Origin of the sequence: Leptolyngbya sp. FACHB-8 (genome assembly GCF_014695575.1) — a bacterium.
Lineage (GTDB): Bacteria > Cyanobacteriota > Cyanobacteriia > Elainellales > Elainellaceae > Vacuolonema.
Window position 1 is genome coordinate 1 of the sequence record NZ_JACJOO010000012.1, and the last position, 16,317, is coordinate 16,317.

8 protein-coding genes are annotated in these 16,317 nt (G+C 50.5%); 2 read left to right on the plus strand and 6 right to left on the minus strand.

Going from position 1 to position 16,317, the window contains the following annotated elements:
- Positions 1–188 precede the first annotated feature (188 nt).
- The 3 genes from H6F91_RS02140 to H6F91_RS02150 are packed head-to-tail and all read right to left on the minus strand — an operon-like array spanning position 189 to position 5,604.
- Positions 189–2,144, minus strand: a complete 1,956-nt coding sequence (locus H6F91_RS02140) for a response regulator (RefSeq protein WP_190789206.1) — start codon at positions 2,142–2,144, stop codon at positions 189–191.
- A complete protein-coding gene (locus H6F91_RS02145; RefSeq protein ID WP_190775500.1) occupies positions 2,141–4,813 on the minus strand; it encodes an ATP-binding protein in 2,673 nt (890 codons plus the stop codon). Before H6F91_RS02145 ends, H6F91_RS02140 begins: the two co-directional genes overlap by 4 nt.
- Positions 4,798–5,604, minus strand: coding sequence for an alpha/beta hydrolase (locus H6F91_RS02150; protein ID WP_190775501.1), 807 nt, complete (start codon positions 5,602–5,604; stop codon positions 4,798–4,800). The genes H6F91_RS02145 and H6F91_RS02150 overlap by 16 nt, the downstream gene beginning before the upstream one ends.
- Positions 5,605–5,788: 184 nt before the next feature.
- Here H6F91_RS02150 and H6F91_RS02155 point away from each other — a divergent pair, with 184 nt between their 5' ends.
- A complete protein-coding gene (locus H6F91_RS02155; RefSeq protein WP_190775502.1) occupies positions 5,789–7,012 on the plus strand; it encodes a saccharopine dehydrogenase NADP-binding domain-containing protein in 1,224 nt (407 codons plus the stop codon).
- An 86-nt stretch (positions 7,013–7,098) separates the two neighbouring features.
- Here the strand turns inward: H6F91_RS02155 and H6F91_RS02160 are convergent, their stop codons facing one another.
- On the minus strand, positions 7,099–7,296 hold the full coding sequence (locus H6F91_RS02160) for a hypothetical protein (RefSeq protein WP_190775503.1): 198 nt from the start codon (positions 7,294–7,296) through the stop codon (positions 7,099–7,101).
- Between the two features lie 155 nt (positions 7,297–7,451).
- On the opposite strand from H6F91_RS02160, the gene H6F91_RS02165 reads away from it, so the two are divergent.
- Entirely contained in the window at positions 7,452–8,147 is a 696-nt protein-coding gene (locus tag H6F91_RS02165; RefSeq protein WP_190775504.1) for a hypothetical protein, read from the plus strand.
- An 81-nt stretch (positions 8,148–8,228) separates the two neighbouring features.
- On the opposite strand, the gene H6F91_RS02170 is transcribed toward H6F91_RS02165, so the two are convergent.
- A complete protein-coding gene (locus H6F91_RS02170; protein WP_190775505.1) occupies positions 8,229–12,305 on the minus strand; it encodes a PAS domain-containing protein in 4,077 nt (1,358 codons plus the stop codon).
- Positions 12,306–12,332: 27 nt separating this feature from the next.
- Positions 12,333–16,301, minus strand: a complete 3,969-nt coding sequence (locus H6F91_RS02175) for a PAS domain S-box protein (protein ID WP_190775506.1) — start codon at positions 16,299–16,301, stop codon at positions 12,333–12,335.
- Between the last annotated feature and the right edge of the window lie 16 nt (positions 16,302–16,317).

Consider the following 16,317-nt stretch of genomic DNA (forward strand, 5'->3'; position numbering starts at 1 on the left):
GTTAAGGGCTTTTTCGAGTGCCGCGCGAAGCGCGGCACTCGAAAAAGCCCATTATTGCGTGCGCGTCGCGCACGCAATAATGGGCGGTTCGGCTTATCCCGAACTGACGTTATATTTAGTATGAGATAAAAATAAAACTACCTCTACAAGGCAAAAATCTGCGAAGAGTTTCTTGTTGCCACTCCTGTTCAACGTTTTACAATCTTGCTGAGGGTGGTTAGCAAATCTTTAGTGGTGAAAGGTTTGGGTAGAAAGGCAAGAACGTCAGTATCTGTTAGATTGCTGCATGTTTCACTGGTAATTAAACCGCTTATGGCTACAATCCGCACGTCAGGATTGATCTCCTTTAACGCCCGAATAGCTAGAGACCCATCCATAGAGGGCATCATCATATCGACGATCACCAGATCGATTTTTTGAGGATGTTGCACATAAATGGAAATGGCTTCAAGCCCATCATTTGCTGTTAAGGTTTGATAGCCAAAGGCCTCTAGGGAGTGTTTTGCGATCTCGCGAATGGCGGCTTCGTCGTCCACGATTAAAACAGTTTCGCCATGCCCGATGGGCAGTTCATTATCTTCGGACGGAAGCGGTACTGCTGGGGCGATCGCGGGTAAATACACATTAAACTGTGTACCCACATCAGGTTTGCTGGAAACCGTGATAAAACCACCATGACTTTTGACAATACCCAGCACCGTTGATAAGCCTAACCCAGTACCCTGCCCGAATTCCTTGGTGGTGAAGAAGGGGTCAAAAATACGATCAATAACGTCAGGGGGAATACCTACACCTGTATCTGCAACGGAGATCAGGACATAGCTACCGACTTTAGCTTCTGGATGAATGTGGACAAATGCTGGGTCAATCTCTAGATTTTCTACACCAAGCTTGAGTTGCCCACCCTGAGGCATGGCATCCCGTGCATTCACACAGAGATTCATCAGGACCTGATGCAGCTGAGTTGAATCACCAGAAACCGCCCAGAGCTCGGGGATAATATGCGTTGAAATTGTGATGGATTTTGGAAATATTTCATCTATGATTTGCTTGATCTCGCGCAGTAATTGATCAGGCTGAATCAATGTATGCGTGCCTTCGATACCCCGTACAAAAGACATCACCTGACGTATTAAGTCAGCACCTCGTTTAGTATTCCGTTCGACTAACTTTAACCATTGCTGACTTTGTTCATCCTTATGTTTCATCGCCAGTAATTGAACTGACATAAGAATGGGAGTTAATACGTTGTTTAAATCATGAGCAATGCCACTGGCTAAAGTGCCTAAACTTTCCATCCGTTGCGATCGCAGTAACTGACGTTCAAGCTGTTTACGCTCCGTCACATCCTGCATCAGTACGTAAGTTCCCTGTACTTCATCGTCGTCGAAATGAGGTACATAGGCGAACTCAAAGTGATGTAAATGACCCTCACGCGTTAGGGTGCTGTCGAACGTAACGGTTTGACCGGAGAGTGCCAGCTCTAGTTTTGGAAGAAGTTCTTTATATAATTCATCTTCCATCAAATCACGCATGTGATGGTTTTCAAGGTCTTCTCGCGAACATTGAAACCAGTCTTCGTAGCCACGATTGACAAAGCGATAGTTATGCTCACGGTCGATGTAAGAAATCATAACGGGCAGCGCATCGGTGAGCAGCCGCAACTGTGCCTCGCGTTGCCGCACCCGCTCCTCAGCCTGAATCCGTTCTTGAATTTCTTGTTCAAGCTGAGCATTTTGTTCCTGGATCTGGCGGGTGAGGTTCCGGAGGTTCAGGTGAAGCTGAATCCGTGCCAAAACCTCCTCCTGTTGAAAGGGTTTGGTGATGTAATCGACGGCTCCTAACCGTAATCCCTTCACCTTGTCGACGGTTTCTGAAAGGGCCGTCATGAAGATAATCGGTGTTTCCTGGGTCGAAGGTCGGGACTTCAATATCTGACAGGTCTCAAACCCGTCCATTTCTGGCATCAGAATGTCTAGCAAGATCAAGTCTGGTTTGGCGTATTCCACTTTCTGCAAGGCACTCTTGCCACTCTGGGCAACCAACACCTTGAAGCCAGAATTGCGCAAGAAGTCGAACAGGACATTCAGATTCGTTGGCGTATCGTCAACAATCAGAATTGTCGAAGGGCTGACAGTGTTCATAATTGCTCTCGATACTGGCGAATCAACTCTAAAATCTGCTGCTCCTCAAAGCCCTTAACCAACTGAGCTAGAGGGTGTGTCAACGTCAACCAACGCTCGTCAGTCTGCTCTAGCTGGGCAATGTGGTCCGTAATAGCCTGTAAATCGCCCTGCATCGCGAAATCGAGTAGTGTATCGAGCTCTGCCTTGGCCGGCAGAGTGGCCAGCGCGCCGGAAATAGCTACTGAAGTATCTGTGGCAATCGCCTCGTCAGGCTTCTCTACCTTCTGGGACTTTTCCTCAACTTGTTGGTAAACCCATGTCAGGTTGAGGTAGGCTTGCAGATGTTGCAACAAATCCTCTTCGCGCACCGGTTTGGGCAGAAATCCATTACAACCTGCCTTGCGGCTGGTCTCCTGATCAAAGTCTAACGTGCTGGCAGAGACGGCGATAATCACAATATCCTTCAGTGTTGGCGACGACCGTAACCGTCGAATCGCCTCAAACCCATCCATGATGGGCATTACCAGATCCATTAAAACAGCATCAGGACGAAACTCATAGGCCTTATTCAGTCCATCTTGCCCATCCACTGCCTCCATGATTTCAAATCCTAACGGTTTCAACAGCCCTACGAGAACCGCGCGATTTTCCCACTGGTTATCGACCACCAGCACTTTGCGGCGATCGCCCGCATACCCCACAATAGCGGGTGGAGGTGGTGCAGAGATCCCACCCTGGTTAGTCATTTCTGGGAGAACAATATCAAACCAGAATGTACTGCCCTTGCCCGGTAGGCTTTTCACCTGAATGTCGCTGCCCATCAGTTGCACAAGTTGACGGGTAATGGTCAATCCCAACCCAGTTCCCTCAATTTGTCGTCGATTGTCCCCTGCCTGCTGAAACGGCAGAAAAATGGCGTCTAGCTGTTCGTCCGCAATCCCAACCCCCGTATCTTCTACCTCAAACCGCAGCTTGGCTAGACCCAGGTGCAAGTCATCCTCGACAGGTCGAACTCGAAAGGTAACGTGCCCGTGCTCTGTAAATTTGATGGCATTGCCCAAGAGATTCAGGAGTACCTGACGCAGCCGTTTTTCATCGGCCTGAACAAACGTTGGTAGCGGTGCAATCGGTTCATACACAAAGGCAATGTCCTGTCGGGCACGAACTTTGAACATTTGCACCAAGTTTTCTAGAAAGGCAGAAAAATGGAAGTCATGGGGATGCAATTCCATCTTCCTGGCTTCAATTTTCGACAAATCTAGAACGTCATTAATCAATGTCAACAAATGTTCACCACTGTGATGAATAATTTCTAGGCCGTTCCTTTGCTGTTCCGTCAGGCTGACCGATTTTTTCAGGATTTGTGCGTACCCGAGAATGCCGTTCAACGGTGTTCGAAGCTCATGGCTCATATTCGCCAGGAACTCGCTTTTGGCCCGATTAGCAGCCTCTGCCATATCTTTGGCTTGTTGGGTTGCGACGTCGGCCTGCCAACGCTCCGTGATATCATCAATCACCCACAGACGCCCGGGAATGTCTCGCTGATAAATGGGTGTACTGGAGAGGCTCAAGACCTGGGACTGAGGCTGGCTAAAAAACCACTGCCAATCTCGGATCTCGACCTGGGGCTGTGTGAACAATTGGGCAGCTTGTCGGGCAATGTCTTGCTGGTTGTCTGCCTTCAGCCTCAGAGCAGTCATGGCCTGAGCGATCGCCATTGGCTCCGCTGCCCCGTGGGGTAACCCTAATTGCTTGGCAGCTACATGGTTCAACCAACCCTGTGCGCCACTTTCATCAATAAACACGACGCCCTGAGGAATGGTTTCGAGAATGGCCCGTAACCGTGCCTGTAAATTGTCCAGGCGCAAAGTAACATCCTGGAAGCGCAACAAATTGCGCATCCCACCGAGGATAGATTTTAGAAACTGTTGTAATTGTGGGGAGAACTGTACGGAATCGTACCAAAATAGAACAATGGCTCCTCGCACAGCTTCAGCTTGCAATAGCGGAAGTACCGCTACCGATTGCACGCCTTGCGCCACCAAAGCCGCCGCTGCATTAGCTGTAGCGGGGTAATCCTCGTAGTAGACGCAGCAATTTTGGGCGATCGCTTCAGCAAATAATGTTGGAGTGGTGAGGCGATCGGGGAGCGCATGCTCGGGAAGAGATACCAAGGCTTCTGCCGTAACGTCATCGAGCTGCCGCAGCACAATGGCTCCATCGGAGCAGGTGAAGGTTTTTAGGGTGGTAAGGGCGTAGGCGATCGCTTGTTCCGGACTGGCAGCGGTTTCATCCTGGGTCAAGTTTGCCAGGGTAGTCTGGGTCGCATTCTGCCATTCCCATTGCAATAAATAGCGTCGTGTTAACGGGCTCAACAGTACAGTGACGGCCAGGGTTAGCAGGTGACGAGTCGTAGCCTCGTCCCAGTTCAGGAGTAGCAGGAAACCCCACAGAAGCGCTCCTGTTAAGGCGATCGCCCGTGATGGGGGACGTAACGTAAACCCACCAAAAAGGACGGGAGCCAGCCACAACAGGGGAGAACAGCCACTTAACACAAGTAACCCGAACAGTGCCATGGCCAGGCCCAACACTAAGGGCTCAAAACTGGGCAATTGCTCTGGATGGGATGATGGTAAGGGGTTGCTGCCAGAGGAATGAACGTGCAATAGCTTCAGGCGGCTAAACATTCTGAAATAGTTTGGGTCACGACGTGAGGCGCACTAATATGAGGAAGATGCCCCTGAGCGTTAATGTTAATGAGTTTCGAGTTGGGAATGTGCTTTGCCAAATAGTCTCCCACCACAAGGGGGACAGCGACGTCGTTGTTGGATTGCAGAATCGTCGTGGGTACTTTCAATCGCGGCAGTTCTGCCCGGTGGTCAGACTGAAAAATAACCCGTGATACCGCCTGAGCGATATCGGGACGAATAGCCGCTAAGGTATTAGCAAATTCGGTAGCCAGTTCAGGGCGATCAGGGTTGCCCATGGCGATGGGCGCAAAGCCGCTCACCCAGGCATAGTAATTAGAGGACATGGCCTCATACAGGGCATCCAGATCAGACTGCTCGAAGCCACCAATATAACTGGTGTTCGCATCATTTACATAGCGAGGGGATGCACCCATGAAAATTAACTGCTTGAAGCGGCTGGGATCAACCAGAGCCGCCAGCAAGCTTACCATCCCGCTCACCGAATGGCCCACCAAAATAGCTTGAGATAGCTTTAATTCAGCGCATAACTCTAATAAATCTTCTGCGTAACTATAAAGGGAGCTATATCGGTGGGGGCTATAGGCTGCCATATCAGACTTCCCGGCCCCAACGTGATCAAATAAAACAATGCGGTAGTCAGACTGAAAGGCTTCAACCTGATGTCGCCAGGCCGTTTGGTCTGAGCCAAACCCATGGGCAAAAATAATGGTTTGCTCTCCCTGCCCCAGCACTACGACGTTATTGCGCTTAAATACCTTGCTTGGCATAGATAACGATTGCATCAAAGTCCTTATTGGTTAAGGGTAAAACAAATCAAAAAATACCAGATTTCTTTATCACGGCCTATATCGATCTTAGAAGGCAGGTCTGTCATTCCTCTGAATTCAAACCAAACTTAATGGCGATCGCGTAAACTGACGCCCTATAGCCCCTTCTTCAGGAGCCCCGACCATGGCTGAACGTCCTTATGATGTTGTTCTTTACGGTGCAAGTGGTTTTGTTGGTAAGCAAACTGTACAATACTTTGCCCGCCATGCTGCTGGTGGGTCGTTGCGGTGGGCGATCGCGGGACGAAACCGCCAAAAACTCGAAGCCGTTAAAGCTGAGGTCGGTGTGGATGCAGATGTGTTGGTGGCCGACAGCCAGGATCAGGAGGCGATCGATCGCATTGTTTCGCAGACACGGGTAATTCTGACGACAGCCGGGCCTTTTGCCCTCTATGGCGACACACTGGTAGACGCCTGTGTGCGGTTCAAAACGCATTATGTCGACATTACGGGAGAAGTTCCCTGGGTCAAAACATTGATTGATCGTTACCATGCTCAGGCCGCAGCCGATGGCACCCGCATTATTCCCTGCTGTGGTTTTGACTCTGTTCCGTCCGATTTGGGGTCTTACTTGATGGTGCGATATCTGCAGCAGTCTTTGGGCACGGCTTGCGCAGACGCGAAGGCTTACTTTCAACTATTTGGAGGGCTAAACGGTGGCACGCTAGCATCGGCCTTTAACCTGTTGGATTCAAACACGTTTGCACAGTTGAGTGATCCATTTCTACTCAATCCATCCCATCATCACACCCAGACTGAAATTGATCGTAATCGTGATCCTTTAACCCCATCCTTTGCTCCCGAGGTCAACACCTGGGTCGCTCCCTTTTTTATGGGCCCTGTCAACACTCGTATTGTTCGCCGAAGTCAGGCTTTATATGAAGAATGGCAAGAGCCCTATGGCCCCCACTTCACGTATCAAGAGTATTTCAAGTTCAATGAGCCGTTGGCCTGGTTACAGGCTACAGGGGTGACTGCGGGGCTGGGTGTTTTTATGGGGGTATTCCAGCAGGCGCAGGTGCGATCGCTCCTCCAACCCCTGCTTCCGAAACCGGGCCAGGGTCCGTCTGAACAAACGATGAATACGGGCTGGTTCTCCTGCGAATTGATAGGGACAGGTACAAATGGGCGTAAAGTGCGAGGATTGATCCGCGATCAGGGTGATCCGGGTAACCGAGCAACCGTCAAGTTTGTTTGTGAATCGGCTTTGAGTTTGGCATTACAAGAGGATGCATTACCAGGTGGCCAAAGCCGGGGCGGTATTCTGACTCCGGCAACGGGGTTAGGGAATGTGCTGGTGGAAAGGTTACGGCAGACCGGGATGGTTCTTGACGTTTGGGCCGTTTAGCTTTCTAGAGCGGTTGTCCAGCAGTGCATGTCTCATGGGTGTTGCAAGTAGGCTAGCGCATCACCCCAGCAATTCTCATTTTGAAATCAGGCCCGAAAACCGCGCGCCAAAGGCGCGCGGTTTTCGGGCATCAAAGCCAAGAGTTCACGCCCGTAGGGCGTGAACTCTTGGCTTTGATGCCCATACTGAGAATTGCTGGCATCACCCAGTTCCACCTGCTCATTCACCCAATCAGATAGTCCGGTCAGGTCAATGACATGAGGGATGTGCCCCAGCGAAGACAACCTTAGAGTGAGTTCAGAGACAAGTTTGGAACTAAGAGGTCACGTTCTTGAAGTATCGCTGCCTTCTGCCACGGGCTACTGGGCTCGTCATAGTCCTGGCTATGTGCCAATCTCTCTCTTCTTTCTCTACAACACCTGTAACGGCAAACTCTATTATGTATTCCACCTCTACAACCACTCAAGCGGGTCAACTCCATTCCAGCAAGGGTACTGTCGCGGCATATCCTCGCAGACCGTTTCGGTTGGTTGATGCTGCCCGTCCTGGTAGTACTTTCTACAATTTTCGTGAAAGCTTAAGGCAAACCGTTCAAGAGCGACGTGCTGACGATATTCGGGCGATCGCTGCCCCTGATATTTACCTCAGCTTTGGCCCTGATATAACGTTGGATGACTTAGACATTGATAACCCTGACAGTGTGTTTTGGAAACATCTGGAGCGGGTTGTCAATGCACCCTGTAGCCCCAGAGATGCTATCGATAATTCTCAGGAATGGATTTGTTCTTCCGCCAGCGAAGTAGAGTCCATTGGTCAGAGTGGTTATGATCCTTACACCGATGTGTTTATTGTTGGAGAATCTGTGAATGTACGTCGGGCTCCTGGTATCCATCAGGCTGCTGTTGATGTTGTATCCCATGAGGTGGTTAAGACTGATCCTCAGGGATTTGAACAACTATCTGAGGCACAACAACAGTTGTTGGAAACCAATGAAGGCTGGCGACCCATTATTACACCCAAGGGAAATCGTGGATTTGTCTCCAGTCGTTATGCATTTTCTCCCATCGGCTACCGAGCTATTTTTAAGCAGGAAGGTCATCGCTGGATAATGGCTGTTTTCGTTATAGGTGACTAATCTTTTCGATAGTGTTACGGGCTTAGAATTACGTAAGGCTATATTTTTGCGTGCGCTTTGCGCACGCAAAAATAAATACTTTTATATCCAGTCAATAATGGCTCTGATTAACATATCTGAGTCAATAGGTTTGGCAATGTGTTGTTGAAATCCAGCCGTGATCGCATGCTGCTGGTCGCTCTCTCCTGCATAGGCGGTGAGGGCGATCGCCCGAATCTGACCTCCTTTCTCAGGGGGGAGCTGACGAATCTGTTGAATCAGGGCATAGCCATCAACACTGGGCATGCCAATATCACTAATCAAGAGGTGGGGTGGAACTGGTTGAAGCATAGCTAATGCTTCTATCGCCGAAGCCGCAACTATGACTTCGGCTCCATACTGGGTCAACAGCACCATTAAAAGCTCACGGGCATCCGGTTCATCATCCACAATCAGAATCCGAATACCCGTCAAATCCGGTTCTTGATTTAACACGGACTTAGGCTGTGAGAATTCTGGCTCCAGTGCAACCAGGGGCAGGCGAACTGTAAAGGTTGCTCCCATCCCCTCACCAGGGCTGCTGGCAGTAATCGTACCGCCATGAGCTTCCACTAACTGACGAACGATCGCCAAGCCCAGCCCAAGTCCACCAAACTTGCGTGTGGTTGAAGCATCTTCCTGCCGAAAAGATTCAAAGATATGGGGTAGAAAATCCCGATTGATGCCTTTCCCTGTGTCGGAAACCGTAATTTGGGCGTAGGGAGTAATGGGCGATGGGTAATGGGTAATAGAGAAGTGTAAGGGGTCGGCACCGATGAGCGATGGCTCATGGCCCATCACCCGCTCCAATTGGATATTTACCCGACCATGGGTGGGCGTGAATTTGATGGCATTGGACAGAAGATTCCAGACAATTTGTTGAAGCCGTACAGCATCGCCAGAGACCTGCCCAATGGCAGGAAGTACGGAGTGGAGGTGGATGTTTTTGGCCAGGGCAGCCGCTCTCACGGTGTCGATGGCGGCCTCAATCACAAAGACTGGATTGACGGGAGCCATTTCTAACGTAAGTTTGCCCCGCAAAATCTTGGCGATATCCAACAGGTCATCAATGAGTTGGGTCTGAAGCTTGGCGTTGCGTTCGATCGTGGCTAATGCTTCAGCGGTTTTGGCTGCGTCAAACGTGTGGCTCTGTAGAAGTTTTGCCCACCCCAAAATGGGGTTGAGGGGCGATCGCAACTCGTGAGATAGAACTGCGAGAAACTCATCCTTAATGCGGTTCACCCGCATGAGTTCTTCTGTTTGTTGTTGTAGCGAGGTGAGGAGTTCAGACCGTTCAATCGCGATCGCGATCTGGTCACAAATGGCTTGAAAAAGGGATTTCTCAGAGGGGGTGAAATGGGTACGGCTACGACTGCCAAAGCTCAGTGTTCCAAACAGTTTTCCGTGGGAAATTAGCGGTTGACTGGCGTAGGCCGTAACACCGAGCGATCGCGCTAATTGTGCTTTGGGATTGGTCAAGATTTGAACATCGGTCTGTACAATTTGGCAGCGTTGTTGAGCCACGGTGCCGCAGATGGCCTGCCCAAGATCCAACCATTCCAACTGCTGGACAGCATCTTGAGGGATGCCACCATAGAAAGTGAGATGTAACTTCTGCTGGTGTTCGTCCAGGACATAGTTGATATAAACGTCTAATCCAATCAGGTCTTTGAGTCTGTTAAATACCGTTTCAACCAGCGCCAGGGGTTGCGTGGATGAGAGCAAATCACGGGTTGTTTCATATAGCAGTTGAATGTGTTCGCTGCGCTCTTGTAGAGCGGCTTCGGCTTTTTTGCGATCGCTAATATCAACCGTTGAGCCGACGACTCGGATAACCTGTCCCTGTTCGTCCCGTACTAGACAACCCCGCTCCCAAACACTGATCCAGCCTCCCTCTTCGTGCCAAACGCGGTACTCCCCTTCATAGAGTTCGTGAGAGCTGGCGTATAAGTCAGGAAGTTTGGGTTCCAGTCGGGCCCGATCCTCAGGGTGAAGGCGGTCTTGCCACCAGTCTGCGGTCGGTGGAACATCTTCTGGGTGAACGCCTACCAGTTCAAATAATTGCTCAGATCGATAAACGTTTTTAGTATGTAAATCCCAATCAAAAATCAATCCATTAACCGCACGCATCACCAGCTGTAGCCGCTCTTCTAACCGCTTTTGGTTATCAATGTCTGTAACGGTACCCAGCCAACCCAGTATTTGTCCTTGATTGTCTTGGGTGGGAATGCCTCGGCTGATAAACCAGTGGTAAATGCCATCTCGACGGCGCACGCGATATTCAATCTCAAAGGGTTTTCCTTGCTGAACGGACTGAGCCCATATGGCCAGGGTACGATCACGATCGTCAGGATGAATCGCATGAGTACCCGCTAAACCCATTGATTCCGCTTCACTCAAGCCGCTGTATTCGTACCAGCGTTGATTCCAGTAATTAACGGTTCCGGTTGCATCAGCAGTCCAAACCATTTGGGGCATTGCTTCTGCTAATTCCCGATAGCGTTCCTGGCTCGCTTTAAGAGCGGTTATAGTCTGGTCACGCTCCGTTACATCCAAAAATACTCCAATCGTTCCCCGTGTTTGATTTTGGTCACCTTTCAACGGAGTCGCATAGGCTAATATTTTGCGTCCGGTACCATCAGGTAGCAAGATATCAAATTCGACATCCCGCACGTCAACATTCAGCCTGGCAGCAACCTGCATCGGTAAATCCTCAGCTGGAACTTCCTGCCCGTTTTGGAAAACGCGGTAGGGAGGCTCATGGGTTGGCGCACTCTTGGATATATTATCCCCAGGGTTAATACCCAGCAATTGTCGGATATAAGCATTACTTTGCATATTCATGCAGGCTGGATCGGTGGCGATCGCAATACCTACAGGAGTCATATCTAATAGGATTTGTAGCTCAGAAACCCGATTTACTAAATCTTGATTGAGCTGTTGGATCGTTGCCTCAAATTGCTTTTGCTGGGTTAGATCGACGGCAAATGCTACATGCTCGTCTGTACCCTCTGTCCACTGAGTGGCACTGATCCAGATGGGAACCCGTGACCCATCCCGCCGTTGCAATTCCCTTTGTTCCGGGGGGAGAAAGCCCTGGTTCCGCAATTGGACCATAGTAGGCTCGATGCGATCTGCAAACTCTGGTGGGATGGAGTCGCGCCAATTCATCCCCTGTTGTTCAAATTCCTCTCGGGTGTAGCCATGCAGGGCAAGCATGGCATCGTTGATGACGCTCACCTCACCATTGGCTGAGCCAATACCGATACCAATGGGAGCCGTATCGATGAGCCGTTGCAAGCGATTTTGGTTTTGTTGCAGGGTTGCTATGGTCTGGCTCAGTTCTAACTCAAGGTGTTTGCGATCGGTGACGTCTCGCCAGGAGGCAACGAAGCCATCATTTAACTTAGAAGCATGAATATCAAAGACCCGTACTAATTGTGGCTCACCATAGGCGCCCTCATAGATGAGTGAGTCTTTCACTAACGGCTTTCCGGTTTCAACAACCCGGCAGTACTCGTCAAGCAGTCCCGATTCTCGGTGTCCCGGCCATAGCTCGCATAACCCTCGCCCAATCTGGTGTTCTCGAGGCACGCGGCTGTTTTCCCAGGCCGCTTTGTTCAGGTAGTCAATCCGAAAATCAACAATCTGCCCTAACTCATTTCGGATGGATGAGAAGATGCCGAAACAGTCCAGCATATTCTCAACCGAGGTCTGGAATTGTTGTTGGCTGTGTTGCAATTCCCGGCGCAACTGAGCATTTTCGATGGCGCTCTGCATGCTAAATCGCAGGCTATCCGGCGTCATCCGCTCTCCGACCAGATAATCGGTCGCCCCATTTTTTAAGGCTTGCACGGCAACTTCGGCATCTCCACTGCCAATTACGACGATCGGTGGGCACCTCTCGCCCATCTGCTGTTTAAGCTGACCAAGAAGCTGGAGAGAGCTTAAGTTGGGAGGCGAGCATTTTAAGAAGATGCCATCAATGGCCTGGGATTGACAGGCCATCAAAATCTGGGCATCCTGCCGTTCTGTGAGAACTGTATAGGTGAAAGCCTCATCCCACTGTAGCTGGCGCGTGTACTGCTCGCTTCCGGGGCTCTCATCAATGACCATGAGAATTTGATAGGACTTCACCATGCTCAAACCTTTAGGCAGAATTCGTGGTCATGACACTATTATCTCCGCAATCGCAGTTAACAAGTGTTGCGGGTCGATAGGTTTTGCCAAGTGGGCTTGAAAGCCAGCCGCTAGGGCCTGCTTCTGATTGGTTTCGCCTGCGTAGGCCGTAAGGGCGATCGCCGGAATCTTTCCATTCGACTGTAATGGCAGCGTGCGAACCTGACCGATGAAGGCATAGCCATTCATCTCGGGCATCCCAATATCGCTAATCAGTAGATCAAACTGATCTTGAGTTAGCGATCGCAGAGCTGCGGTAGCCGAGGATACGGCTTGTACAATAGCCCCTTCATCTTCCAGCAGCACTTTAACCAGTTCTAACGAATCGATCTCATCATCTACGACCAAAACCCGCAGATTCTCGAAATTTAGCGTGTGAGAGTTGGAGGGGCGATCGTCGCCAGGGCTCGACGCAGGCATCAGCGGCAATCGTAAAGTAAACGTGCTTCCCTGGTCTTCTCCGGGGCTGGTAACGGTGATGGTACCTCCATGGGCTTCGATCACCTGACGGACGATCGCCAGTCCTAACCCCAACCCCCCAAACGAACGGGTTGTGGAACTATCCTGTTGCCGGAAGAGTTCGAAGACGTGGGGTAGAAAGTCGGGGGTGATGCCTTTTCCCGTATCCGTGACGGTGATTTGGGCGTAGGAGAGGGGAGATGGTGCTTGGGCGTCTGTGGGGGAGAGGGGATCAATGCGGGAGAGGCGAACTTCGACGCGGCCGCCCTGGGGCGTGAATTTGATGGCGTTGGAGAGAAGGTTCCAAATAGTCTGTTGAAGTCGGCCCATGTCGCCGCGCACGGGGCCAACTTCAGGATCGAGCAGTACCTCTAAGTTGATGGCTTTCGCTTCGGCCGCCAGGCGAACGGTTTCTACGGCCGCCACAATGGGCTGCGACAGGTCAACTTTCGCAAAGCTCAGCGTTAGCTGACCGCGAATAATGCGTGAGGTATCGAGGAGATCTTCGATGAGTTGTACCTGATGCTTGGCGTTGCGCTCGATAGTGGTCAACCCTTGCTGAAGTTTTTCAGGCTTTACGGGGGCAGCTTGCAACAGCTTGGCCCAGCCCAAAATGGGATTCAGGGGAGTTCGCAGTTCATGGGAGAGGACGGCCAAAAATTCGTCCTTCATGCGGTTGGCTCGTTCTGCGGCTTCCCGAGCGGCTTGCTCCTGCTGCAGTAAGGTTTCCCGTTGGGCTTCAACCCGTTTTTGTTCGGTAATTTCCAAAACCGTACCGCTGAAGCGGAGGGGTTTTCCATTGGCATCATAGTAAGCCTGCCCCTTTGCCCTTAACCAACGCTCGACCCCATCTTGAATACCGATGGCGCGATACTCCGTGTCATAGGAGCCACCTGATACTGGGTCGAGTGCGACTTGCATGATGCTCTGAACACGATCGCGATCATCAGGATGCAACGCATCAAAAAATACCTCGATGCTGCTCTCTCTATCCGATGGGAGCCCAAACATGGCTTTGCATCCTGCATCCCATTGCAGTTCCCCTGTTGCAAAATTCCAATCCCAGGTTCCCAGTTGAGCCGAGGCGATCGCCATCCGCAGACGGTCTTCATTCTCTCGCAAGGCAGTTTCAGATTTTTTGCGATCGCTAATGTCTTTAAACAGAACCGCAACTCGATTGTTCTCGGGCTGCCCGATGGAAAAGGCATAAACCTCAAACCAGCGATCCATCGCCTGAGCAACGTTTTCAAAGCGAGCAGATTCCCCTGTGAGGGCAACTCTGCCATAGGTTTCAAACCAAAATTCTTCTAAATTGGGAATGAGTTGGCGGGCTGTTTTTCCAATAGCGTCTTGTAATCCGGTTTGCCGTTCAAAGATCGGATTAATTTCTATAAAGCGATAATCAATGGGCGTCTGATCATCAAATAGCATTTCGATGACACAAAACCCATCTTCCATCGTTTCAAATAGCAGACGATAGCGTTCCTCTGAACGGCGCAATGCTTCTTCTGCTTGCTTCCGTTCGGTAACATCCCGGGAAACAGCCAGTAGCTGTGCTACGCGCCCATCTGCATCCTGCATGGGCGTAATGACAACATCCCACCATTTAGGTGTACCTTTGGCCGTTGGACAATAGCCCTGAAATCGTCCAATTTCTCCGGCTTTGGCTGTTGCAATCGCTTCCTCAACACTGGCTCGGTTGTTACCTTGCCAAAAGGCGAGCCAGTCTGCGTTGTGGAATGCCTCGAAATTGTCTATCTCCATGAGGCACTGGCCGCCCAGGTTGATGTAAAGCAGCCGTCCATCCAGATCTAATACTTTGATGCAGTCGCTACTGCTCTCTAACATGCGTCGATTGAGTTCTTCACTCTGCCGCAGGGCTGCTTCGGCCCGGTTGCGCTCGGTAATCTCTTCGCAAACCGTGCTAATGCCAATGATGCGATCGCCATCCTTTAAAGGCAAAAAGCTTTCCAGCCAAACTCGCTGTACCCCTGGCTGGGCTGGGGTTTCTCCGATAATTTCGACATTTAATCGAGGCTCTCCAGTCTGCAAAATGGGAAGCAATATTTGTTCAGCCGCATCAGCCATATCTGGCAGCAACTCATGAATGGTGCGGCCAATATGTGCCTCAACAGGAATTCCATTCATCTCGGCTAACTGCTCGTTGATTCGCACAAAGCGCAAATCGGTGTCGAGAACATTTAACCCAATGGGTGCCGATTGGTAGATGGTTTCAATTTCAGCTAACTGCCGCTGCAGAGTGACTTGGCTTTCCTGTAATTCGGCCTCTAATCGCTGACGTTCTGTAATGTCTGCCGTCATGCCAATGAGCCGGACTAGTTGGCCCCGTGCGTCAAATAGAGCTCGTCCACTCTCCTCGAGAGTCACGATTTGGCCATCAGGACACACCACACGGTAGGTGGTTTTGTAGATACTGTTCTCAGGGGTCAGAGCCTGGAAGATGGCAACAAAACGATCGCGATCATTCAGATGAATTCGCTGAAAGAAGTTGACCCCAGTATCGTTTTCAGCTTCGAGTGCTTCTAGGCCGAGGATTGTGCCACAGTGGGGCGATCGCTTGACCTCATCAGTGCTGAGTTCCCACTCAAAGCTAAACATACGGGCCACTTCCATGGCCAGTTGGTTACGCTCCTCACTTTCTCTCAGTGCTGTGTTGGCTGCTTCCAATTGTGCCGTGCGTTCGGCAACTCGCTGTTCTAATTCTTGATTGGCCCCCTGGAGAGCAGCTTCCAAAGTCTGTCGCTCGGTGATATCGGTATAGGAACCCACCATCCGCAGCACCTCACCAGCCTCATTCCAAACGGCCTGACCTCGGTCAAGAACCCATTTATAAGTGCCGTCTTTGCACAATACTCGATGTTCCGTCACGTAAAACGACGTTTTTTTGACAAAGTGATCCTGGATGGCCTGCGTTACCCAGGCTACATCCTCCGGATGAATTCGTTTTACCCACTCGTCATAATGGTTGCCGATCTCATGGGCCTCATAACCCAGCATTGTCTTCCAACGGGTTGAGAAGAATACTTCATTGGTCTTGACGTCCCAATCCCAAATTCCGTCGTTCGTGCCTCGTAGTGCAAGTTGCCAGCGTTCATCACTTTTCCGGAGGGCCTCTTCTATTTGTCTTTGCTGGGTAACATCCCGGGCAACACAATAGACGAGCCCTTGGTCAAGTTGGGGTGATGCGTTCCATTCCAGCCAGCGATAGCTGCCATCCTTGGTTTGATAACGATTCTCGAAATAGAGGGTAGGCACCCCCGCATTCAGCTTCTCCATCTCCAGAAGCGTGACGGTGTGATCATCTGGATGCACGAAGTTCAGAAATGGATGAGATAAGAATTCTGCCTCTGAAAAGCCCAGGATCCGGGTAAATGAGGGGTTAATCCGCTTAAAGTAGCCATCTAGACTAATGACGGATAGCAGATCCAGGGAAAGATCAAAGAAAACGGCTTCTTCAGACAAATCCAAATGATTCATAGATGAGACAACGGAG

Excerpts from the sequence above, each read along its gene's own strand:
- H6F91_RS02140 (WP_190789206.1), bottom strand. The coding sequence starts at position 2,144 with ATGAACACTGTCAGCCCTTCGACAATTCTGATTGTTGACGATACGCCA.
- H6F91_RS02145 (WP_190775500.1), bottom strand. The coding sequence starts at position 4,813 with ATGTTTAGCCGCCTGAAGCTATTGCACGTTCATTCCTCTGGCAGCAAC.
- H6F91_RS02150 (WP_190775501.1), bottom strand. The coding sequence starts at position 5,604 with ATGCCAAGCAAGGTATTTAAGCGCAATAACGTCGTAGTGCTGGGGCAG.
- H6F91_RS02155 (WP_190775502.1), top strand. The coding sequence starts at position 5,789 with ATGGCTGAACGTCCTTATGATGTTGTTCTTTACGGTGCAAGTGGTTTT.
- H6F91_RS02165 (WP_190775504.1), top strand. The coding sequence starts at position 7,452 with ATGTATTCCACCTCTACAACCACTCAAGCGGGTCAACTCCATTCCAGC.
- H6F91_RS02170 (WP_190775505.1), bottom strand. The coding sequence starts at position 12,305 with ATGGTGAAGTCCTATCAAATTCTCATGGTCATTGATGAGAGCCCCGGA.
- H6F91_RS02175 (WP_190775506.1), bottom strand. The coding sequence starts at position 16,301 with ATGAATCATTTGGATTTGTCTGAAGAAGCCGTTTTCTTTGATCTTTCC.